The sequence below is a fragment of the Thermoanaerobaculia bacterium genome, from assembly GCA_018057705.1.
Lineage (GTDB): Bacteria > Acidobacteriota > Thermoanaerobaculia > Multivoradales > JAGPDF01 > JAGPDF01.
On sequence record JAGPDF010000011.1, the window covers coordinates 1 to 22091 of the forward strand.

Sequence of the window (22091 nt, forward strand, 5' to 3'; positions counted from 1 at the left end):
CGGGCAAGAACGTCGTGGCGCGCTACATCCACTCGGCCTCGCCGCGACGCTCGCGGCCGTTCATCGAGGTCTCCTGCGCGACGATTCCGGAGAACCTTCTCGAGAGCGAGCTCTTCGGTCACGAGAAAGGCGCGTTCACCGACGCCAAGAGCACCAAGCGCGGCGTCTTCGAGCTCGCCGAAGGCGGCACGGTGGTGCTGGACGAGATCGGCGAGCTCCGCCTCGACCTGCAGGCGAAGCTCCTGCATTTCCTCGAAGAGCGCCGCTTCCGGCGGGTGGGCGGGACGCGTGAGATCACCGCCGACGTGCGGGTCATCGCGCTCACCAACCGCGACCTGCAGGGGATGGTGCGCGACAAGAGCTTCCGCAACGACCTGTTCTACCGTCTGAACGTCTTCCCGATCTATGTCGTGGCGCTCGCCGAGCGCCCCGAGGACATCCTGCCGCTCGCCCGGCACTTCCTCGCCACCCTGCAACCCAAGCTCGGCCGGCGCTTCGACGGCTTCGACCGCGAGTCGGAGAACCTCCTGCTCGCCTACCGCTGGCCGGGCAACGTGCGCGAGCTCCGAAACGTCGTCGAGCGCGCCATGGTGCTCGAGCGCGGTGCGCAGATCTCCCGCCGCTCGCTGATCCTCGACTGGGGGCCGAACGGCGGCGCCGAGGCGGCTGCGGGCAGCGCAGCGACCCCTGCGCCGGGATCGGGCGCCCCGGGGATGCCCGAGGGGATCGTGCCGCTCGAGGAGATGGAGCGCGAGATGGTGGCGCGCGCCATGCGCGCCGCCGGCGACAACCAGACTCGCGCCGCGGAGCTCCTGGGCGTGACCCGCGACCAGCTGCGCCACCGCCTGAAGAAGTTCGGCGAGCCGGTCGGCGGGTAGTCCGCCCGGCGCTTCGCGACACCGGGCGGCCGGCCCGCGATCGTACGGTGCCAGCGTCGACGCCGCGATTTCGTGGAACAGCCCTTGCACAGTGTCTCTCCCCGAGGGGTGAACCTGTGCGTCTGTTGGTGCTCGATCAGAGTCTGATTCTGCAGTGGCTGGTCCGTCACGAGTTCCCCGACGGACTGGAGGTCTTGTCCGCCCAGGACCTGCACGAGGCCGAGCAGATTCTGGCCAGCGAACCGCTCGATGCCGCCGTCGTCAGTCTCCCTCCGGCGCAGCTGCCGTGGGGCGAGTTCCAGCATCGTTGCGCCACGCACGCGCCGCCGATTCCGGTGCTCTACGAGACCTGCCTCGATGTCGATGCTCGCGCCATCGGGCTCGATGCCGCCGATGGCTACGCGGCCTTCCTGCACAAGCCGGCGGCGAGGAGCGAGCTGCACGCGGCGCTCGAGGCGCTCCTGGCCGAGGCGTGCTGCCGGAAGAGTGGTATCGGGAGTGCGAAGAGCGAGGCGGCGCTCAGCTGCCCGCTGCGGGAGCCGCTGCAGCGCGAGTCGTGAAGGTCCAGCGCACCGGCGTCGCGATCTCGCCGAGGGTGTCCTTGAAGTACGAGTACTGCGGCGAGTTGATCCACACCACGTAGGTCTTTCCCGGCTCGAGGCGTACCGGCGCCGAGTTGGTGCGCACCTCGCCGTCCCAGGTCGATTCGCCGATGTCGGGCGCGGTCGCCTTGTCCTCGATCACCCAGGCCCAGCCCTCGCGGTCCATCACGCGATCGAAGGTCACCGAGAGCGTGGTGCGCGCCGGATCGACGTTGGTCGCGCCGAGCGGCGGATCGAACGCGATCACGTGCGGTGGACCGGTGTGGAGGCCCGGAGTATTCGCGGCCTGCGGTGTCGTCGTCACCGAGAGTTTCGGCGTCGACGACTCGCCGCCGCAACCGGCGGCAACGACCGAAAAAAGCGCCAGCAGAACGGCGCAGGAAGGTCGCCGGAAACGGGTCTTTGACGTGAGCACAGCGGGATTCTACTTCGGCTCCCCAGCGCCTCTCCTACACGATGGAGTGGGTGGGTGAATTTCCCCAGTGCTGGGGAATTTCCCACAGTCGGCCAGCGAGAGCGGCGACCCTCACGCGCGCCGCTTCGGACCCCGCGTCGCCACCCTCCCCACCCCGAATCCAGAAGCCCCACCGAGCCCTTCGACGGGCGCCGACTGCGCTCCTGTCGCCCTCGCCGGGGTCCGGTCTCGCGAACCGCAAGAGCCGCGAGCTCGCCGCGCGCGAACGCCGGGTAGGAGGCTCGCCATCCAATCGGGTGGGGCGCGCACCCCCACTCCGGATTGCCCGAATGCGCTCCGCGAATGCCCACTTCATGAGGCACGGCCCTTGCTCTTAGGGAAGTCGTGAAGCAACGCACGAGTACCCACGAACTCGCAGGAGGAGCGAACGACATGAACCAATTTGCGAAAAGGATTCTCGAGAACACCGCACTCTGTACGGTGCTCGCTCTCACAGCTCTCATGCTCCTGGGAACCGGCATGGCCGGCGCCCAGGTCCGTTACCTCGACGACGGTGCGATTCCGAACACTGAAGGCGGCTGGGACCTTCCGGCGCAGGGCAGCTGTTCCGTCGACGCTGTCAACCAGCCGACGCGGCCCGACTGCGTCGCGCTGCGCATCGTCGCCGCCAACTCCACCGCCTGCACGACGGCGCTCGGCTCCTGGACGACGGGCGGCGTTTGCAACGACCTGATCAACACCAATCAGGCCGCCTGCGAAGCCGCCATCGATCGCAAGTGGAACGCCGGCACGGGCGTTTGCTCGGTCGTCATGATGGACGACGACCGCAACAACGTCGTCTGCGCCATGCATCAGGGCACCTGGGTCACGACCGGCACCTGCATCGGCAACTGGATCATGCCGGCGCGCACCGTCTATACGCCGAACCTTCTCACCGGCAACAGCGCCGGTGACCAGTGCCTGCGCTGCCACAACGGCCGCACGCAGTACAACGGCCCGCGCGTCCGCGACACGCAGGAGACCCTCTACCAGGGCCACAAGAACATGTCGCGCAAGGTGACGCCGCCGATGCCCTGGGGCGGCCCGCCGTTCGCCTGCACCGGCTTCCCGACCCAGACCACCGAAGAGGGCTGCTTCCTCGCCGGCGGCGTCTGGGATCCGACGATCTATCCCGGCACCGACAGCGGTCAGGACTTCAACTGGGCCAACGGCACGGTCGACATCGGCACGGTGACGCCGAACCCGCGCGGCCTCTACTGGATCTACGCCGACTGGCTCTCTGCCTATCCGCGCGCCGTGTACCACGACGTCGCTGACACCACCGCGACCCCGGACAAGCCGAAGGTCTCCTACTCCTGCGCGCGCTGCCACACCACCGGCTGGACGGCCGACACGGTGCTGCAGACCGGCAAGGAGCCTGAGGCTTCGTTCCCCGGTATCACCTGGGACGGTGTGGCCGACGCGATCGACGGTCAGGTGAACCTGGCCCCCGGCGCCCCCTACAACACCAAGATGGCCTCCTGGGATCTCTTCGGCATCACCTGCACCCGCTGCCACAACTCGGCCGTCGATCTCGGCAACCCGGTCGTACCAGCGGAGGTTCCGCCGCGCTACAACGCGCCGGCCGGAATGGCGACGCACCACAACAACCTGACGGTTCCGGACATCAGCGGCACCTGCACCGACCCGCGCTTCACGCGCGAGTTCGAATGCACGGCGAACGCCGGTCTCTGGCTGACCGCCTGTAGCGTGAACCCGACGCCGGCCATCTGCACGGTCACCGCCGGCACGACCCAGACGCTCTGCGAAGCGACACCCGGCAACGTCTGGACCGCCGCCCCCTTCTGCAGCAACGCACGCTTCAACGCCGACCAGACGGCCTGCACGACGAACGGTTTCTCGTGGACTCAGGGCTGGTGCACGTCGGGAACGCCTCCCGCCGGCGCGCCTCCGACGCAGACCTGCGGCTCGGGTCAGTCGCTTCGCCTGAACGGCTCGCAGGGCTCCTGCCAGGTGGCCGGAGGCAGCTGGACGTTCTCGAAGTGCAGCATCGAAGGCGTCTGCAACGATCCGACGAACGTCCTCACGCGGGCCGAATGCAACACCCTCGGTGGGCAGTTCGCCTACGCGACCGACGTCATCCGCTGCGAAGATGCCGGCGGCCACTGGACCGGCAACAACAGCAACCGCGGTCAGATCATCACCAACCTGTGCATGAACTGCCATCGCCAGGAGACCGGCGGTCTGCCATACGACGCCACCAACCCGGCCACGGCCCTCAAGGTCGGTCCGTACCACGGCACGGTGCCGTTCCTCTCGCATCCGCATGCCAACCAGTTCCTGAACAGCCCGCACGCCAAGTTCACGGGCACCTTCGCCCAGATCCCCACCGGCAAGTTCAACTACGCGATGACCGGTGAGTACAAGAGCTTCTACATGACCGAGGGCGAGGCCGCGGGCACCGGCAACGGCTGCACCGGCTGCCATGAGGTCCACACCAGCATCGTGACGGGCGACAGCCCGTTCCGCGAAGAGTGCACCGAGTGCCATGCCAAGGATCTGGGCACCATCATGCACCCCCTCGGTGAGGGCACGCCGATGGAGGACATGGCCCACGATCCGATGGAAGCCTGCGTCAGCTGCCATATGCCGGAAGGTGAGCATCTCTTCCGGATCAACGTCGACCCGGCTTACAAGACCCGGCCGACGGCTTCGATGACCGGAACCGCCAACGCCAACACCGCTCCTGACGGCGACTACGCTGCCGCCGTCTGGGTCGATCTCGACGCCGCCTGCGGCAAGTGCCACGGTGGCGGTATCGCGAACGTCGTCACCACCGGCAGCATCACCGCCGGCTCGAAGCTCCTCACCGTTCCGAACGGCGCGCTCTTCACGGGCGAGCAGCGGATCGAGATCAAGGGCGCCGGCTCGCCGTACTACGACGACGCTCCGGGTCACGCCAAGCTCAACGACGACTTCTCGACCTACGTCGTCTCGGTCGCTGGCAACGTCGTCACCCTGGCGGGCACTGCGACCAAGACGGTCACCAACGCAGTGGTCGAGCAGAACCCCGTAAAGAATGGTGGCGGCTACATGACCAAGGCGGAGCTGGCCGTCCTGGCGAAGGGGATCCACAACGACAAGCCCTACGCCACCTTCGGCTACACCCTGACGCCGGCCAACACCCTCGAGGTGAACGTCAACGCTTCGTTCTCCACCTGCAGCGGCGACATCGCGAACTGCGATGCCTTCGAGTGGAGCTGGGGCGATGCCACGCCGGACGGCTCCGGAGTCACGGCCTCGCACACCTACGCTGCCGCCGGGACCTACAGCGTCACGCTGACGGTCCACGAGTACGGCGTCAATGAGGGCTCGGTCAGCAAGAAGGTCCGCACCTTCGCGGTGGACGCTCCGCCGGTTGCCGGCGGCACGGACTGCGCCAGCATCATCAACCCGAACACCTGGGTCGGCACGCTGGTCGACGGTTCGACGGACGACAACGGCGTGACGCAGGTGACGGTGAACTGGGGCGACGGCGGCGCGCTTTCGAGAGGCACCGCCGGAGCCACCCTCACCCGCAGCTATCTGAACGCCTCCGCGGGCGTCACCATCAAGCACACGGCGTACGACACCACGGGCCAAGCTAATTTCCGGACCTGCGGGCCGATACCCCTCACCTACTTCACGATCAGTGGCAACGTCCGCCGGCTCAACAACGCGCCGGTCGCGAGCGCCACCGTGACCATCAAGAAGGGGGCGACGACGGTCCGCACCGTGTTCACCAACTCGTTGGGCAACTACACGGTGACCAACCTGAAGCCCGGCACCTACAACGTGACGGTGGTGAAGACCGGCCTGACGTTCCCTGGTCAGTTCTACAACTGGACGGTCGGCCCGAGCGGTTCCGGACTGAACTTCCAGTCAGCCCAATAGACGAACCGAGGGCGGCAGGCGGCTCCGGCCGCCTGCCCTCCTCTTCCACGATCAGAAAAGCAACGTGAACACCATGCGAACCAACGAAGTCACTGGAGGCATCATGAGAAAGATCGCAACCGTATCGCTCGCTCTCGTCCTCGGGCTCTGTCTCGCCACTTCCGTGAGCGCTTATGTCGGCACTCCCCCGGCGCCCGGCTCCGGCATCAACGGCACCGTGCACGATCTCGGAACCGTACACAACGGGATGAACTACACCGCGAACCCGATCGACATGGGCAGCTCCGCGACCCCCCTTAACCGGATCTGCATCTTCTGCCACGCACCCCACAACACTTATCGCCTCAGCCCCGCGAACCTCGGCGCTCCGGGCGGCAGCGGTCCGGTGGCTCCGGACGCCTTCGACTACCTGCCGTTGTGGAACCATGAGCTCACCGGAAACTTCGTCTACAACATGTACTGGAACGGTCCCGGCGCCCCGTTGACCGGCCCGAAGGCCTCCCAGGCGATCATGAACGGCGGCATGGAGATGGGCAGCGTCTCGCTCCTCTGCATGAGCTGCCATGACGGCAGCGTGGCGGTGAACGCCTACGGCAACACCTCCCAGCCGGTAACCTCGCGCAGCACTGGCAACAAGTTCATCGGCGCGGGCTACACGATCGGTCTCGACAACAACATGCAGAACCACCACCCGATCGGCTTCGACTACGACGCCGTCTACGCCGTCGACACCGAGATCCGCAATCCCGACACCGCGATGTTCACCACGACCTCCTCCGTGCGTGACCATCTCTACAACTCGCAGCTCGAGTGCGCCTCCTGTCACTCGGTGCACAACACCGGCAACACCGGTGAGAGCCTCCTCTGGCGGAGCGACGTCAACTCCGAGCTCTGCCTGACCTGCCACGCGAAGGGCACCTACACCGCGCCGCTGCCGTAACCTGAAGGCGTCGGATGCACTACTCGGGGCCCGGGAGACCGGGCCCCTTTTGTTTTCTTCCGCCGGCCTCTCGCGGCGGGTCGCGAGCGTCTGGTGCACCTCACCCGAACGCGACCCGGACCCATACCGGCGGGTGGCACCACCGGCGATGGCACTGCCATAGGATCGCTTCGTGCCGGACCCCGGAACACTCGACCCCGGCAACTGGAACGGATCGATGACGACACGCTCGCTGCTTTCTGCAACGACACGCTGCGCCGAGACAATCAAGCGGACCTTGGTACCGCTTCTCACACTGGCGGTCCTGATTCTCTCGGGCTGCGCTACGCAGCCGGTCAAGCGCGAGCCGGCAATCTACTTCCCCCCGGCGCCCGCGCTTCCTCGCCTCCAGTTCCTCACCTCCTTCAACGGTCTGAAGGACATCGAGGAGCAGAGCGGCTTCGACCGCTTCGTGGTCGGCGAGAAGCTGAACCTCGAGCTCGACAAGCCCTACGGCGTCGCCATGTACGACGGCAAGATCTACGTCTGTGACACCAACACGACGGTAATCGTCCTCGACCTCGAGAAGAAGCAGTTCTCGTCCATGGCCGGAGCGGTCGGGCCGGGCAAGCTCTCCCAGCCGGTCAACATCAGCATCGAGGCCGACGGCACCAAGTACATCTCCGACCCGGTGCGCGGCCAGGTGGTGGTCTTCGACAAAGACGACGGCTACTTGCGGGCGATCGGCGAACCCGGGTCCTGGAAGCCGGTCGATGCCGTGCCGTTCGGCGACTGGCTCTACGTCGCCGACAACGCCAACGGCCTGGTCAAGGTCTTCGACAAGCTCTCTGGCGAGCTGCTGAAGTCGATCGGCGACAAGGGCGAGCCGTCCGAGCGGCTCGACCGCCCAACCAACGTCGCTTTCGACTCGAAGGGCAACCTCTACGTCACCGACATCGGACGCTTTCAGGTGGTGAAGTTCGACCGCGACGGGCACTTCCAGTCGACGATCGGTAAGGCCGGCGACAGCCCGGGGCATTTTGCCAGGCCGAAAGGCACCGCGATCGACCGTGAGGGGCGTCTGTACGCCGTGGACGCGGCCTTCAACAATGTCCAGATCTTCAGTCCCGAAGGGCGCGTGCTCATGTTTTTCGGCGACGCCGGACTGGGCCCCGGCGGGCTCATGCTGCCGGCCAAGGTCGCCATCGACGAGCGGAACGTCGGCCTGTTTCGTTCCTATGCCGCGCCCGAGTTCGAGGTCGAGTATCTGGTCCTGGTCACCAGTCAGTTCGGCGAGCGCAAGCTGAGCATCTACGGCTTCGGGAGCGCGAAGGGGAGGCACTACCCGACCGAGGAAGAGCTGCGGCAGCAGATCGACGAGAAGCGCCGGAGAGAGCTCGAGAAGATGGAGCGCGAGAAGCCGAAGGACGAGACTCCCTCGAGCGAGGCTCCGGGGACGGACACGCCGCCGAGGGATGCGCCAGTCAGCGAAGCGAAGCTCCCTGAGAAGAGGGAGACCCTCTGATTCTTCGCCGACGAGGGCGCTCGGAATGAGGCAGAACTCGCAGGCCCGCTTCAGGGGGGCGAAGCTCGCCGCCCTGCGGCCGGCTGCCGCGGCTTTGGCCGGGATCGCCGCACTGGCGATCGCGGCACTGCTCCTTGCCGGCTGCAGCAACAGGAAGCACCATCGGGTCCTGAGTTTCTTCTTCGACGGCGTCCCAGACCCCGCCGTCGTCGTCTCGGCCTCTCCCGAAATCGAAGTCAATATCGGTCGGCAGCTCGTTCGCCCGGGCGAGCACGGGCCCTACGCCGCCAAGCTCTGCGACAGCTGCCATGATTCCAAGGCGACGAACGCCCTGGTGGCGCCCATCGATCAGCTGTGCATCGGGTGCCACGAGCTCGGAGAGACTCAGGCCTATGTCCATGGCCCGCTCGCTTCGGGAGGCTGCACGGTCTGCCATGATCCACATCGCTCGCCGAACCGCTTCCTCCTCGTTTCCGCTTCCGACGGCTTCTGCCTCGATTGCCATGACCGCGCCAGCCTCTCCGCCCTGCCGCCGGCCGGCGGCACGAGCGGCGACAGCCACGCCGGCGACGCCGAGGACTGCACCGACTGCCACGATGCCCATATGTCCGACCGCAAGTTCCTGCTACGAGACACGAAGTGATTCCCCGGGGCCCTTCAAGGCGAACTCGGCGGGCCGCAGCTTTCGCGGCTGGCGTTGTTGCTTTCGTCCAGGGGGGTCTGCTTTTCGCCGACTGGACCGATTTTCTGCCGCGGACACTCGACAATGGCGCCTATCTCGAGGTCCAGGGCCTTTTCGAAGAGGACGCGAACCTGCGCGCCGACCGGGCTTATCGCTGGACCGACACCTTCTTCAAAGAGAAGTTGACCCTCTTCTCAAACGGCTACGTCTATCATCCGCGCTTCTTGCTCTTTCGCGCTGCGGTCACGGGCCTGGTGTCGCAGGAGCGCTACGACACCTCACTCGCACCCTCGGACGAGTGGCGGCCGGATGACGGGTTCGAGTACGACTTCAGCCTTCACCTGCTGCCGGAGCACTCGTACAATCTGGACCTTTTCGCACGACGCTACGAACCGCTTTTCACCGAGCGCTTTCCCGCCCGTGAGAACAGCATCGCTACCAGCCAGGGGGCCGACTTCCGCTACCGCCGAAAGCCCTACTTCTTGCACGCGCGCTACAGCGACGAAACGCTGACCACGGGCGAGCTCCGTTCCGGCGTACAGCGTCTGGGAGTCAACGGCGAATACTTCAGGCACTACGACGGGGGTGACCACCTCTCGGTGACAGCGGCCTTCAACCCCTCGCGCTTCGACCGCAGCACCGGGCTCGAAGGCAGCACAACGGAAGCCGCGCTGGGGAACTTCATCGCCCTGGGGCGCTACCGGCTGAGCTCGAGCCTGAGCCAGACAGACTTCGAGCAGGAGGACCGCGTTTCGGGGCGCTACCAGAGTGCTCAGTTCCTCTGGCAGGAACGCTTCAATATCGAGCTGCCGGCCAGCTTTCGAGGCGAGCTCACGTGGCGCTACCAAGACAGCGACAGCCGCTACCCCGGCGCCGGTCCACTCCAGAGGGGTGAGCGCTCCAACCTCTCGCGAGACCTTTCGGCGCTGCTTTCGCACCAGCTCTACGAGAGTCTCACCAGTAGCTACATCTTCACCCGCAGCGAACAGGAGTCGTTCGGCGGCACCAGTCGATCGACCGCACATCAACTCGCCTTCTCCTACGACAAGGCCGTACCACGGGGCCGGCTCCTCCTCGGCGCGAACGTGGGCCGAAGCGACACCGAGAGCTCTGGCCGCACCGACGTCGTAGGCGAACCTCACCCCGCCGTCGCCGTCCCAGGCTCGCTCGCGCTCTTGCAGGAGAACGTCGATCCAGCTTCGATCGTCCTCTTTGTCCGCTCCCCGGTCTCACCCTTCGAGAGCATTCAGCTTGCCGAGGGGCTGCACTATCTCGTCTCCACCCGGGTCAACGCACTCGAGATCGATATCCTGTCCCTGCCCTCGCAGTTCCCGCTCCCGGGAAGCTACGATTTCTCGGTTACTTACTCGCTCGAAGAAGGCGGCTTCGGCATCGGGTCGGAGTACCGCAGTGTGAGCGGCAGCCTGTCGCTGTTCGACGATCGGCTGACCCCCTACGCGAGCTATTCGACCGTAAGCTCCGAAGTACAATCCGGCACCTACCCCGGCGCCATCCCCGATTCCAGGACCACGACGGCTGGCCTTCAGTTCCAGTCCGGCGGCTTGCGGGCCCGCGGCGAGTACCGCGACGTCGAATGGGATACCAGTCCTTACACCTTGTGGCTGGGGGAGCTGCGCTACACGGGCGCGCTCTCCCGGTCGACTCGCCTCAATGCCAGCGTTTCGCATCGCCGCTGGGACTACCCGGAAGGACGCTCGAGCGCGCCAGAGCTGGTCGGCTTGGCCGCTGTTCAGACGACCGACCTCGCGGCGCTCGACATTCAGCAAAAGCTCTTCCGGCGAAAACTCCTGTTTACCGTCGGCGGCTCCTACTCCGAAACCCACAGCCTCTACGACTCGCGCTCCGAGTCCTTCCACGCCACCCTTTCCTGGAAGGTCGGGCGCACCGACTTCTCCGCCGGTGCCTCGATCTTCTCCTCCCAAGCGGAGGGCGGCGGCATCGCGATCAGCGACCGCACCCGCACGCTCTACTACCTGCGGTTGCGCCGCGACCTGTTCTAGGCTGGCCGCGATGAAACGCCTCCGCGCAGCTTTCTCCGTTGGCTCGAGAGTCTTTCTCGTACTCGCCCTGGCGGGCGCGGGCGCCCTGCTCGCGCTCCTCGCCGGCTGCGGCAGCACGAGCTTCGCGCCGCGCGTCGAGCCGTCGCAGGTGACGTTGCAGTGGCCGGTCCCCCCCAACCCGGCGAAGGTCACCTTCCTGCGCTCGCTCACCGGCTTCACTCCCCGGGGGAGCGCCGGCCGGTCGCTGCGCGCCCTGGTGGTCGGAAAAGAGAGTGCCGACCTCCACGCCTTCGTCCTGCCGGTCGCGGTCGCGGTGGCACCCGATGGCCGGATCGCGGTCGCCGATATGGGGCGGCGCTGTGTGCATCTCTACCTGCCGGAGGGGGGCAAGGCCAGGGGGACAGCCGGAGGTTCGACCGGCAAGCGCCCGGAAGAGTCCGGGCCGTCGTCTCGAAAGCGTCCGGAAGAATCCGGGATGTCGTCTCGAAAGCGTCCGGAAGAATCCGGACGCTATGTCCAGCTCACCGGGAGCGCCGCGGAGCCGATCGTCTCGCCGATCGGGCTGGCGTTCGACGACCGCTCGCAGCTCTTTCTCACCGACTCTTCGGGCAAGGTCTTCGGCTTCGACGCCGAGGGCGGGCTCCTCTGGGTCAGCCGGAGTTCCGGCGAGACTCCGTGGCAGCGACCCACCGGCCTCGCCTTCAGCCCGGAGAGGCGCCTGCTCTACGTCGTCGATACCCTCGCGCACCGCGTCGTCGGGCTGCGCACCGACGGTAGTTTCGAGCTCGCTTTCGGCGGACGCGGTGAGGGCGTCGAGAGCTTCAACTTTCCGACCCACATCTTTCGTGCGAGCTCCCCGGAGGGTGGCGTCCTCTACGTCACCGACACGCTCAACTTCCGGATCAGCGCCTTCGACGAAAGCGGCAAACCGCTCGGCGTCTTCGGCCGGCACGGCGATGGCTCGGGCGATCTCGCGATGCCCAAGGGTCTGGCCGCGGACCGCGACGGCGTGCTCTACGTCGCCGACGGCATCTTCGACAACGTGCAGCTGTTCGACCGGGCGGGGGAGTTCCTCCTCACGCTCGGCCGCCGCGGGACCGGGCCGGGCGAGTTCTGGCTCCCTTCGGGAGTCTTCGTGAGCCCGGAGGGCGAGCTCTACGTCGCCGACACCTACAATCGGAGGGTGCAGGTCTTCCGCCTCCAGGAGGGTTATGTCGCCAGCGGCTCCTGAACGGCGTCCGCGCCGCGTCGCGCTGCTTCTGCTGGCCTGCGGCTTCGCGGGGCTCGCGGGGATGCAAGGCACACCTCCCCTCCCCGCCCAGACCGTCGGCGGGATGCAGGACACCAAGCACAATCTTTCGGTGACCGGCCCGGGTCCGATCACCGCCCAGGGCGAGACCCGCATCTGCATCTTCTGTCACACGCCGCACAACGCTGCGCCCGACTCTCCGCTGTGGAACCGCGAGATCGAACCGCAGGCTTACACGGTCTACGCCAGCCCGACACTCGGGGCCGGCGTCCTCCCGCAGCCCTCCGGTCCGACCAAGCTCTGTCTGACCTGCCACGACGGCACCGTCGCCATGGGGGCCGTGCTCAATCCGCCCGGCGGCATCGCGATGAGCGGCAGCGACAACCTGCCGCCGGGGAGCCTCTCGGATTTCGGCCTCGATCTCTCGGGGCACCATCCGGTCTCGTTCTCCTACAGCGCGTCGCTGCCCAACCTCGAGCTTCAGCCGCTGCCGCCGGACGAGCTCACCTTCGGCAACGGCGACGAGCTCCACTGCTCGACCTGCCACGACCCGCACAACGACGAGTTCGGCCGTTTCCTGGTCAAGGACAACCGCGGATCGGCGCTCTGCATCACCTGCCACCAGATGACCGACTGGGCGAGCTCGGCGCACGCGACCTCTTCCGAATCGGTGGGCAGCATCCTGCCGCGGCCGCCACGGAGCTGGCCGGACTACGACGAGCTCCGCGACTGGGGCTGCGAGTCCTGTCACACGCCGCACTTCGCGGCCACCGCCGAGCAGCTGCTGATCTTCTCGGACGCTCCACCGGCCCCGTTCAGCTGCACCAGCTGCCACAGCGCGGATCCGACCGACCCGCCGCATCTCGCCGGCGCGCCCGCCGGAGTCGCCGGTGCTGGACGCAGGGCGGGCATGGGAGGGATGGCCGTCGGGGCCGGGGCCGGACGAGCGGACATCGCCGGCCAGGTCGGGAAGTTCTCGGCCCACCCGGAATCGGCGCGGCTGCCCTCGGGGCTGCCGCGCGGCCGCGGCGTCGGGGCGCGCACCGACTTGACGAGTGTCGGCTGCGCCGACTGCCACAATCCGCACATGGCGAACGATCAGCAGGCGGAGCTGCCGTACGTCTCGGGCGCGACGCGCGGGGTACCGGGCGTCGACCGCAATGGCGCCGAGGTCGCGACCGCGACCTACGAATACGAGATCTGCTTCCGCTGCCACGGCGACAACACGCCGGACGCGGAGTACATCCCGCGCGTCGTCGGGAGCACGAACACACGGCTCGACTTCGACGCCGGCAACCCGTCGTTTCATCCGGTGGTCGAGATGGGTCGCGGCACCGACGTGCCGAGCATTCCGTCGGCGCTCGAGCCACGCCTCACGCCCTCCGACCAGATCGGCTGCACCTCCTGCCATGCCGACGACGAGGGCGGCTCGCGCGGGCCACACGGGTCGGACTTCGCGCCGATCCTGAAGGAGCGTTACGAGACGATCGACGGCACCGGCGAAAGCTACGAGAGCTACGCCCTCTGCTATCGCTGCCACGAGCGCACCAGCATCCTCGCCGACGAGAGCTTTAGGACCCGCGCCTTCCGCACCACGCCTTCGGGCGGCGGTCACAGCGGGCATCTGGCCGCCGGCGCCCCCTGCTCGGCCTGCCACGATCCGCACGGCGTCGCCGTGGGCGGCAACGAGGCCTTCAACCCCTCCGGCGACCACACCCACCTGATCAACTTCGACACCCAGATCGTCGCGCCGGTCGAAGGCGCCAACTTCCCCGCCTTCAAGGACACCGGCTCGCGGTCGGGCACCTGCACCCTGACCTGCCACGGCGTCAACCACCTGCAGACCGCCTATCCCTGACCCGGACCCGCTCCTGGGGACACATTGCGGCCGCTCCGTGGTCGCGACGACCAGCGTCCGTCGCAGCCGCTATGTGTCCCCTGTCGCGCGGCGTCTTCGCAGGCTCGCCGGCAGACGTCGCTCGTTGGGCACTCTGGCACTCGGGATCCAAAGCGGGCTCCTATTTGAGGCGTGGTCGCCCACTTTGGATCCCGAGCGCCGGAGCGCCCCCTGTCACCCGCCGTGAAGTCTGCTAGATTTTTCGCCTTCGACCGGAGGCTGCGCCCGCATGCTCACGGAACCCAAGGCCGCCGCCGCCTTTCTCGCGGCGCTGCTCGCGAAGGACTTCGCCGGACTCGCGGCGGCTCTCGACCCGGCGGTCCGCTTTCGGGCGCTGGCGCCGGGAGAGGCCGTGGCGGTCGAATCGGCCGCGGAAGCGGCCGGGGCCTTCGCGCGCTGGTTCGGCGACAAGGAGGCACTCGAGCTCGTCGCCTGCGAGGCCGGCGCGATCGGCGACCGGACGCAAGTGCGCTATCGCCTGCGGCTGCAGCGCAAGGGCGAGCCGCTGGTCGTCGAGCAGGTCCTCTGCGGAGACCTCGACGGGGAGCGCTTCGCAACACTCGATCTGCTCTGCTCCGGCTTCCGTCCCGCCGGCGCCGCACCCGCAGAGGGTGAGGTCCATCGCTTCGACGCCGGCGACCTCGGCTGCGGCACCGGCCTGCCGCGCGAGTTCCGCGCGCGGCTGGAACAGATTCCCCTCGGGCATCGGCTCGAGGTCGCGACCCGCGACCCGGCCGCGCGCGAGGACCTGCCCGCGCTGGCACGGATGCTCGGGCAGAAGGTGCTCGTCATCGACTCCCATGCCGGGGGCGAAGTGATCATTGTCGTGGAGCGAACGAAATGAGCCAGCGCATGCTCTTCAACTGTACTCATGGCGCCGAGAATCCGGAGCGCGCCACCCTGCCCTTCGTCGCCGCCAACGTCGCGGCCACTGCCGGAATCGAGGCGATCGTGGTCTGCACGGTGGAAGCGGTCCGGCTCGGCACGAGCGGCGGCGCCGCTGGCGTGGCCTCACCCGGCCTGCCGCAGCTCGCCGACCTGCTGCGCGAATTCCTCGGCAACGGCGGCCAGGTCTGGCTCTGCGGTGCCTGCACCAAGCCGCGCGGCATCGGTGAGGAACACCTCGCCGAGGGCGTGAAGATCGTCGGCGCGGCGAAGATCGTCGAGACGATCGCCGCCGGCGCCACCCCGATCGCCTTCGCCTGATCGGGGCCCAGGTCCGCCCGGCAGGCTCGGGGCCTTCTCTCAGGCTCGCCCGCAAGCGCCGGTGGTCGTGGGCGCGCGTGAACTTGGCGAAGTTGGGGAGAGTCCAGTTGTCCCGGATCGCGGTTGACAGCGGCTGGAAGGACGGTTAGCTTGGCCTCCCGAAACTTCTGTGGACGGGCCTCCGGGAGAGCCAATGCGCAAGCGATGCGGGGTCGTACTTTGTCTGGGGATCGCCCTTCCTGCACCGGGGTCCGCCGCCGACCCGCTGCCGGTGGGCGGACAGTTCCAGGTCAATTCCTACACCTCCAACAATCAGCGCTTTCCTGCCGTCGCGGTCGGCGCCAATGGAGAGTTCGTCGTCGTCTGGCAGAGCGACGGCGCGAGCGGCGATGTCGCCTCCTACAGCATCCAGGGCCAACGCTACGCGGCGGGAGGCACGGCGCTGGGAGGCCAGTTCCAGATCAACAGCTACACCACCGGTGCGCAGCGCAATCCCTCCCTCGCGGTCGATGCGGCGGGTAACTTCGTCGTCGTCTGGCAGAGCATCGGTTCGAGCGGCAACGACACGCTGGATCCGAGTATCCAGGGTCAGCGCTACTCCGCAGCCGGAGCGGAGCAGGGCGGGCAGTTCCAGGTCAACAGCTACACCACCAGCTTTCAGACCTTTCCGGCCGTGGCTTTCGACAGCGACGGGAACTTCGGCGTCGCCTGGCAGAGCGTGGGCTCGTTCGGGAGCGATACGGCAGTCGAATCGGCGCAGGTTCGCCGCTACGACGCGACGGGCGCGGCGCTCGGGCCGGAGTTCCAGGTCAACTCCTACACCACCGGCTCACAACGCTACCCCTCCGTGGTCCGCAACAGCGCCGGGGAGTTCGTGGTCGTCTGGCAGGGCGTCGGCTCGACCGGCAGCGACACCTCGGCCGCCGCTATCCAGGGTCAACGCCATGCCGCGGACGGCACCCCGCTGGGCGGGGAGTTCCAGGTCAACACCTATACCACCAGCTTTCAGTACGCGCCGGCCATCGCCTCGGATCCTTCCGGGAACTTCGTCGTCGTCTGGCAAAGCGATGGCTCGGGTGGAAGCGACAGTCTGAACTACAGCGTCCAGGGCCAGCGCTATTCCGCGACAGGCACCGCCGTGGGTGGCGAGTTCCAGGTGAACGCCTACACCACCGGCCGGCAGAAGGCGCCGGCTGTCGCGGCGGATGCCGACGGCGACTTCGTGGTGGTCTGGGAGAGCAACGGTTCGGGTGGCAGCGACGTATCGAGCTACAGCATTCAGGGCCGTCGATATTCCGCCGGCGGCGTACCCCTGGGAAGCGAGTTCCAGGTCAACACCTACACTTCGAGCTTTCAGCAGTCGCCTTCCGTGGCGCTCGACGCGGAGGGAGACTTCGTCGTGGTCTGGAACAGCAACGGCTCGAGTGCGAGCGATACTTCGCAGTGGAGCGTCCAGGGGCAGCGCTATCGCGTGACGGGAGATCTGCAGGGGAGAGTCTTCCACGATCAGGATGCGGACGGAATCCAGGACGCCGGCGAACCCGGGATCGCGGCCGTCACGGTCGAGCTCATCGACGCGACGCAGGTGCTGCGGCGGACGGCGCTCACCGGCGGTGACGGCACGTTCCTTCTGCGGCCGAAAGAGGGCAGCTGGCACCTGCGCTTCGTCGCCCCTTCCGGCTACAGTTTCACGGCGCAGGACGTCGGCGGCGACGACAGCCTCGACAGCGATGCCGACCCGGTGACCGGCGAGACGGACCCTTTCCCGGTGGAGATCGATGTCCTCGAGGCGACGATCGATGCCGGTCTGACGCGTCTCGTGTTCGCTGACGGCTTCGAGAGCGCGACAACGAACGCCTGGAGCGCCAGCGTTCCCTGAACGACCGGGCTGCGTCCGCGGACGCGCTGGCGGTTCCCTCCTCAGGGCTTCTTGCCCGGCGCCTTGCGGTCGTAGGTCGCGGGCCGGTGGCAGCCGGGGGCGCAGGAGCCGCCGTTTTCGGAAGGCACGAACTTGAGCGGCAGCTTCCAGCTGCCGAACGTCACGCTCTCGGCGATCAGGGCGTCGTTCGTGCCGCCGTGGAGGTTGTGGCAGAGCACGCAGCTCCTGCCCTTCTGCGCGTTGTTGACGTGCAGGAAGTGGAGGTTCCGCTCGCCGTCGCGGAAACCGGTGGCGAACGAGGTGTCCGGGTACTTGAGCAGGTCGCGCTCGTGGCAGGTGAAGCAGAGCGCGTAGGCGGTATCGGTGTACGGCACGTAGGCGGTCGCGGGGAACGACTCGACGAGGAGCTTCGTCTCCTGGCCGCCGTGCGGCTCGTGGCAGCCGGTGCAGGAGCCGTCGCGGATCGGACCGTGAAGCACCGTCATCGCCGCGGTCACGACCTCTTTGTGGCAGCCGAGACAGCCGTCCTTCTCGGTCTCAAGAAGAAGGCCCTTTTCGTCGGCCGCGTGCGGCGAGTGGCAGGAGGCGCAGCCCTTCGCGGCGGCGAGGGCGGCGTGCACGACCGGCGACTTCTGGACCTTCTCGGCAATGTCGTCATGGCACTGGAAGCAGAGCGCCTGCCCGGCCTCGGCGAGGAGCTTCGGATGCTCGCCGCCGTGCGCCTGGTGACAGGAGGTGCAGCCGTCGTCGAGCGCCGCATGCTTGACCTTCTTCGCCGCCACGAGGTCGCTCACGTCGGAATGACAGTCGACGCAGAGCGCGTCGCCGGTCCGGGCGAGGAGCGCCTTGTTGTCGGAGGCGTGAGGAGCGTGGCAGGCGGTGCAGTCGCCGGCCTCGACCGGTCCGTGCGGAAACTTCGCCGCCCCCGGCTCCGAGTGGCAGTCGACGCAGAGCTCCTTCTGCGGCTTGAGGAGCAGGCCGGCGGTGTTCGAGGCGTGCGGCGAGTGGCAGGTCGTGCAGCTGCCGTCGGCGAACGGCGCGTGGACGTGGGCCTTCCCGGCGAGCGCATCGTGACAGCCGGTGCAGAGCGCCGGCTCGGCGTCGGTGAGCTTGAAGGTCGCCGTTCCCTTCTGTGGGTGCGGCGTCGCCGTCGCCTCGTGACAGGTGTCGCAGCTCTCGGCCGCCTCGTGCACGGCGCTCCCCTGGACGAGGGTCGCGTGGCACTGCGCGCTCTGGCAGCTCTCCTGCGCCGATCCATCGCTGGGAAGAAGAAAGGGAAGGCTGCACAAGAGCAGCGGGATGGCACTTGCGAGAAGGCCCTGCCGGCGTCCGGACATGCTGGCATCATGGTATCAACCGGCCCGACTTTCGCCACCCCGACGGGCTGTGCGTGCCGGTGTCGGCGCGCCCCGACCCTTTGGGTGGCCGAGGGCGGGACCCACTGTTGCTATCGTCGCCGCGGGAAGGAGTACCTCGACATGGAATTCAAGAACGGAACTCTCGGAATGACCGTGCTGACTGCAGCGCTCCTGGCGGCTGCGGCCACCGCGACGATGGCCTGCAGCAAGGAGCCACAGCTCAACGTGCAGAACGCCCCGCAGGAGACGCCCGCTAGCGCTCCGGCCGCGGAGGCCACGCAGACGACCCCGGGCGCCCCGGCCGGCGAGCTGCCGGCGGGACATCCGTCGGTGGCGCTGCCCCCCGGGCATCCGCCGGCCGGCGGCATGGCTGGCGGGATGCCTGGCGGCATGCCTGGCGCGATGCCCGGCGGGATGGGTGGGATGGACGCCTCCGGCATCGCGCTGCCGCCGGTCGATCCGCAGGGCGGCCTCGGCGCCGCCGGTCTGGTCTGGGACGTCCCGGCGAGCTGGGTCACCGAGCCGCCCGCGAACCCGATGCGCCGGGCGCAGTACAAGGTGCCGGGCGCTGCGGGCGACGGCGAGCTGGTGGTCTTCTACTTCGGACCGAACCAGGGCGGCCCGCCGCTCGACAACGCGCAGCGCTGGGCGCTGCAGTTCACGCAGCCGGGCGGCGGCGACCCGCTCGCGGCGTTGAAGACGCGCAACGGCGACATCAAGGGCATTCCGGCGCTGTTCGTCGAGACCACCGGCACCTACAACTCGGGCACGATGAGCGGCGGACCGGCGGTGGCGAAGGAGAACTGGGCCCTCCTCGGAGCGGTCGCCCAGGGCGGCGACGCCAACTGGTTCTTCAAGTTCACCGGTCCCCGGGCGACGGTCGAGGCCGAGCGCGCCAACTTCGAGGCGATGCTCGGCTCTCTCCGGCGCGGCAGCTGACCCCGGGGCAGCCGCGGGATTCGGGCTAGACTCCAGACCTCCTCACGGTCGAGGCAGGAGGGAGAGACGCTCATGTTTCTGCGGATCATCCGGCTGCGAGTACGGGAAGCAGAAGAGGCCGCGTTCACCCGCTTCTACGAGGAGCGGGTGATCCCGGCGCTCGACGCCACCCCGGGCTGCATCTACGCCGGGCTGCTCGCGCCCTGGCGCGGCGAGGCCCACCAGTCGCTGACCATCTGGGACTCGCCAGCGAGCGCCCGCGCCTACGAAGAGAAGGGCCTCTATCACCGCCTGCTGGCCGAGGCGGCGCCGTTTCTCTCCGAGCGCACCGAGTGGCGCGTCCGCCTGGCCACCGACCCGCTCGCCACTTCGGATCCGTCGTTGCGCGAGATCGCCTCCTCCGGCTACAACGTCGAGGCGGAGAGCGGCAGCGAGACGCTGGACGGCGAGCGCCGCTCGGCCTTCGTGCGCATCGTCTCGCTGCGCGTCGCCGCCGATCACCCGGGCGACTTCGCCGCGATCTATCGCGAGAAGGTCATGCCGGCGTTGCGCGCCGTTCCCGGGTGCCGCAGCGTCTTTCTCGCGGAAAGCGACCACGACCCGAACGCCATCCTCTCGATCACCGTCTGGAACCGCGAAGAGGACGCCGTGCGCTACGAGATGAGTGGCCTCTCCGGGCAGATCACGGCCCACCTGCGCGGCACGATCTCGCCGGTCTACGACTGGCGGCTGACCGTCGACGGCGCGGAGTCGGGCGGCGGCAGCGGTCTCGAGGTTTCGAGCTACCGCCTCGTGCGCGGCCGGCGGCTCGACCCGGATGGCCCCACTCCCGCGCTCGGCAAGAAGGGGGATTAGGAGCACGTCGATGTCCCAGATCGTCCTCGCAGTGCGCGATCCCGTCTCCGCGACCACACGCACCTTCGACCAGAACGAGATTCTGGTCGGGCGCGCCGAAGAGAGCGACGTCGTGCTCGCCGACCGCGCCGCCTCGCGCCGGCACGCCCGGCTGGTACGCGACGGCGGCGCCTGGTGGATCGAGGACCTGGGGTCGCGCGCCGGCACCCGCCACAACTCGACGACGGTGACCGTCCGTGAACCGCTCGCTCCCGGCGACCAGATCGGCGTCGGAACGAGCCTCCTCGTGGTCGAGCGCATCGCCGACCGCGACGCGCCACGCCCCAGGCCGGTCTCGACCAGCTCCGCGCCCGCACCCGGCACCTCCGTCTTCATGCGTGCCGCGGACCTGCTCTCGAGCTCGCGCGGCGGCGACCTCGACACCGACGCCCTGCGCCGGCGCGCGGATCGCCTGGAGCTGCTCAACGAAGTCCACCGCGCTCTCGGGCGGTCGATGGCGCTGCCCGAGCTGCTCGAGCTCATTCTCGACAACGCCTGGAAGGCGCTGGCGCCCGAGGAGGGGGTCATCGTGCTGCGCGACGGCCCCGGCCGCTACCGCCGGGCCACGGCGCGGCGCGCCCCGGGCTCGCGCGCCGAGGCGCTGCTGTCGCGCACCCTGCACGAAGAGGTGATCGAGAAGCGCCAGGCGGCGCTGGTCTGCGACATCGCCGCCGACGAGCGCTTCGGTCATGCCGCGAGCCTCATGATGTCCGGCATTCGCAGCCTGATCGCGGCGCCGCTCTTCGACGACCAGGGTCCCCTCGGCATGATCGCGCTCGATTCGCGGGCCCATGTACGCAGCTTCACCGCCGACGACCTGGAGCTCCTCACATCGCTCGCCTCGGTCGCCGCGCTGCGCATCCGCAACATCGCCCTGGTCGAGGAGTCGGCCGAGCGCCGCCGGCTCGAGGAGGAGATCAAGCTCGCGCGGGCGATCCAGGTAGGGCTCCTGCCGCGCGAGCTGCCCGCGCTCCCGGGCTGGTCGCTGCACGGCGGCAGTGTTCCGTCGCGCGGCGTTTCGGGCGACTACTACCTGGCGACGCTGCGCCGCGACGACACCGAGCTCTTCGGCATGATCGTCGACGTCTCCGGCAAGGGCATGGGCGCGGCGCTCCTGACGGCCTCGCTCGAGGCGCTCGCCGCCAGCCCCGTCCAGAACGGCATGGCGCCGGGCGAGATCGCGCCGCTGGTCTCGAACCTGCTTTATCGCCGCACCCCGCTCGCCAAGTACGCGACCGCCCTCCTGGTCTCGGTCGACATCGCGGGTACCTCGAACGGTCGCCTCGGCTTCACCAACGCCGGCCACAATCCGGCGCTCCTCGTGCGTGCCGACGGCGCCGTCGAGCGGCTGGGCGCCACCGGTCCGCCGATCGGCCTGCTGGCACAGGCGAGCTTCACCGAGCAGGAGCGCTACCTCGCCCCCGGGGATCTGCTGGTCCTCTATACCGACGGTATCGTCGAAGCCTGCGATCCCGACGACGAGGAGTTCGGCCTCGAGCGCCTGGAAGCTTTCGTCGCCGCCCGGCGGGCCACACCGCTCGAGGAGATCTCGGAGGGCCTCGATCAGGCGCTCGAGGAGTTCGTCCGCGGCGTGCCCTACGCCGACGACCGGACGCTCGTCATCCTGCGCCGAGACGCCATCCCGGCCTGACCGCATCTTCCAACTGGCCGCGCCCGGCGTGTTAGCGTCCTCT

The 22091-nt window shown here is 68.3% G+C and carries 17 protein-coding genes; 15 read left to right on the plus strand and 2 right to left on the minus strand.

What is annotated here, in order from left to right:
• Window positions 1-878 (plus strand): sigma-54-dependent Fis family transcriptional regulator (locus KBI44_05140; GenBank protein ID MBP9143852.1); only part of this gene is annotated, 878 nt, incomplete at its 5' end.
• Between the two features lie 116 nt (window positions 879-994).
• Window positions 995-1438 carry a hypothetical protein gene (locus KBI44_05145; protein ID MBP9143853.1) on the plus strand — a complete coding sequence of 148 codons (444 nt, stop codon included), beginning with the start codon at window positions 995-997 and terminating at the stop codon, window positions 1436-1438.
• On the opposite strand, the gene KBI44_05150 is transcribed toward KBI44_05145, so the two are convergent.
• Window positions 1398-1895: an Ig-like domain-containing protein gene (locus KBI44_05150; protein ID MBP9143854.1), complete on the minus strand. Its 498-nt coding sequence runs from the start codon at window positions 1893-1895 to the stop codon at window positions 1398-1400. The genes KBI44_05145 and KBI44_05150 overlap by 41 nt on opposite strands.
• Before the next feature lie 432 nt (window positions 1896-2327).
• Here KBI44_05150 and KBI44_05155 point away from each other — a divergent pair, with 432 nt between their 5' ends.
• The 10 genes from KBI44_05155 to KBI44_05200 all read left to right on the plus strand — a co-directional run bounded on the left by KBI44_05155 (window position 2328) and on the right by KBI44_05200 (window position 17206).
• Window positions 2328-5828 (plus strand): carboxypeptidase regulatory-like domain-containing protein, encoded by a 3501-nt coding sequence (locus KBI44_05155; protein MBP9143855.1) that lies wholly within the window; start codon window positions 2328-2330, stop codon window positions 5826-5828.
• Window positions 5829-5931: 103 nt separating this feature from the next.
• Complete coding sequence (locus KBI44_05160) at window positions 5932-6768, plus strand: hypothetical protein (protein ID MBP9143856.1); 837 nt, start codon at window positions 5932-5934, stop codon at window positions 6766-6768.
• 172 nt (window positions 6769-6940) lie between these two features.
• Window positions 6941-8272 carry a hypothetical protein gene (locus KBI44_05165; GenBank protein MBP9143857.1) on the plus strand — a complete coding sequence of 444 codons (1332 nt, stop codon included), beginning with the start codon at window positions 6941-6943 and terminating at the stop codon, window positions 8270-8272.
• Between the two features lie 25 nt (window positions 8273-8297).
• Window positions 8298-8915: a hypothetical protein gene (locus tag KBI44_05170; protein MBP9143858.1), complete on the plus strand. Its 618-nt coding sequence runs from the start codon at window positions 8298-8300 to the stop codon at window positions 8913-8915.
• Window positions 8912-10975 carry a hypothetical protein gene (locus KBI44_05175; protein MBP9143859.1) on the plus strand — a complete coding sequence of 688 codons (2064 nt, stop codon included), beginning with the start codon at window positions 8912-8914 and terminating at the stop codon, window positions 10973-10975. The genes KBI44_05170 and KBI44_05175 overlap by 4 nt, the downstream gene beginning before the upstream one ends.
• A gap of 10 nt (window positions 10976-10985) precedes the next feature.
• Complete coding sequence (locus tag KBI44_05180; GenBank protein MBP9143860.1) at window positions 10986-12206, plus strand: hypothetical protein; 1221 nt, start codon at window positions 10986-10988, stop codon at window positions 12204-12206.
• Window positions 12187-14082: a hypothetical protein gene (locus KBI44_05185; GenBank protein MBP9143861.1), complete on the plus strand. Its 1896-nt coding sequence runs from the start codon at window positions 12187-12189 to the stop codon at window positions 14080-14082. Before KBI44_05180 ends, KBI44_05185 begins: the two co-directional genes overlap by 20 nt.
• Before the next feature lie 268 nt (window positions 14083-14350).
• Window positions 14351-14965, plus strand: a complete 615-nt coding sequence (locus KBI44_05190; protein ID MBP9143862.1) for a sulfurtransferase TusA family protein — start codon at window positions 14351-14353, stop codon at window positions 14963-14965.
• Window positions 14962-15327: a DsrE family protein gene (locus tag KBI44_05195; protein ID MBP9143863.1), complete on the plus strand. Its 366-nt coding sequence runs from the start codon at window positions 14962-14964 to the stop codon at window positions 15325-15327. The genes KBI44_05190 and KBI44_05195 overlap by 4 nt, the downstream gene beginning before the upstream one ends.
• Before the next feature lie 193 nt (window positions 15328-15520).
• Window positions 15521-17206 (plus strand): hypothetical protein, encoded by a 1686-nt coding sequence (locus KBI44_05200; GenBank protein ID MBP9143864.1) that lies wholly within the window; start codon window positions 15521-15523, stop codon window positions 17204-17206.
• 41 nt (window positions 17207-17247) lie between these two features.
• On the opposite strand, the gene KBI44_05205 is transcribed toward KBI44_05200, so the two are convergent.
• Window positions 17248-18543: a cytochrome C gene (locus tag KBI44_05205; protein MBP9143865.1), complete on the minus strand. Its 1296-nt coding sequence runs from the start codon at window positions 18541-18543 to the stop codon at window positions 17248-17250.
• Window positions 18544-18684: 141 nt separating this feature from the next.
• On the opposite strand from KBI44_05205, the gene KBI44_05210 reads away from it, so the two are divergent.
• From KBI44_05210 to KBI44_05220, 3 genes are all read left to right on the plus strand, one after another.
• Complete coding sequence (locus KBI44_05210; protein ID MBP9143866.1) at window positions 18685-19503, plus strand: hypothetical protein; 819 nt, start codon at window positions 18685-18687, stop codon at window positions 19501-19503.
• Window positions 19504-19575: 72 nt separating this feature from the next.
• On the plus strand, window positions 19576-20358 hold the full coding sequence (locus KBI44_05215) for an antibiotic biosynthesis monooxygenase (GenBank protein ID MBP9143867.1): 783 nt from the start codon (window positions 19576-19578) through the stop codon (window positions 20356-20358).
• Window positions 20359-20368: 10 nt separating this feature from the next.
• The gene (locus tag KBI44_05220) at window positions 20369-22048 is read left to right on the plus strand and encodes a SpoIIE family protein phosphatase (GenBank protein ID MBP9143868.1); all 1680 of its coding nucleotides are present in this window, start codon (window positions 20369-20371) and stop codon (window positions 22046-22048) included.
• Window positions 22049-22091 lie beyond the last annotated feature (43 nt).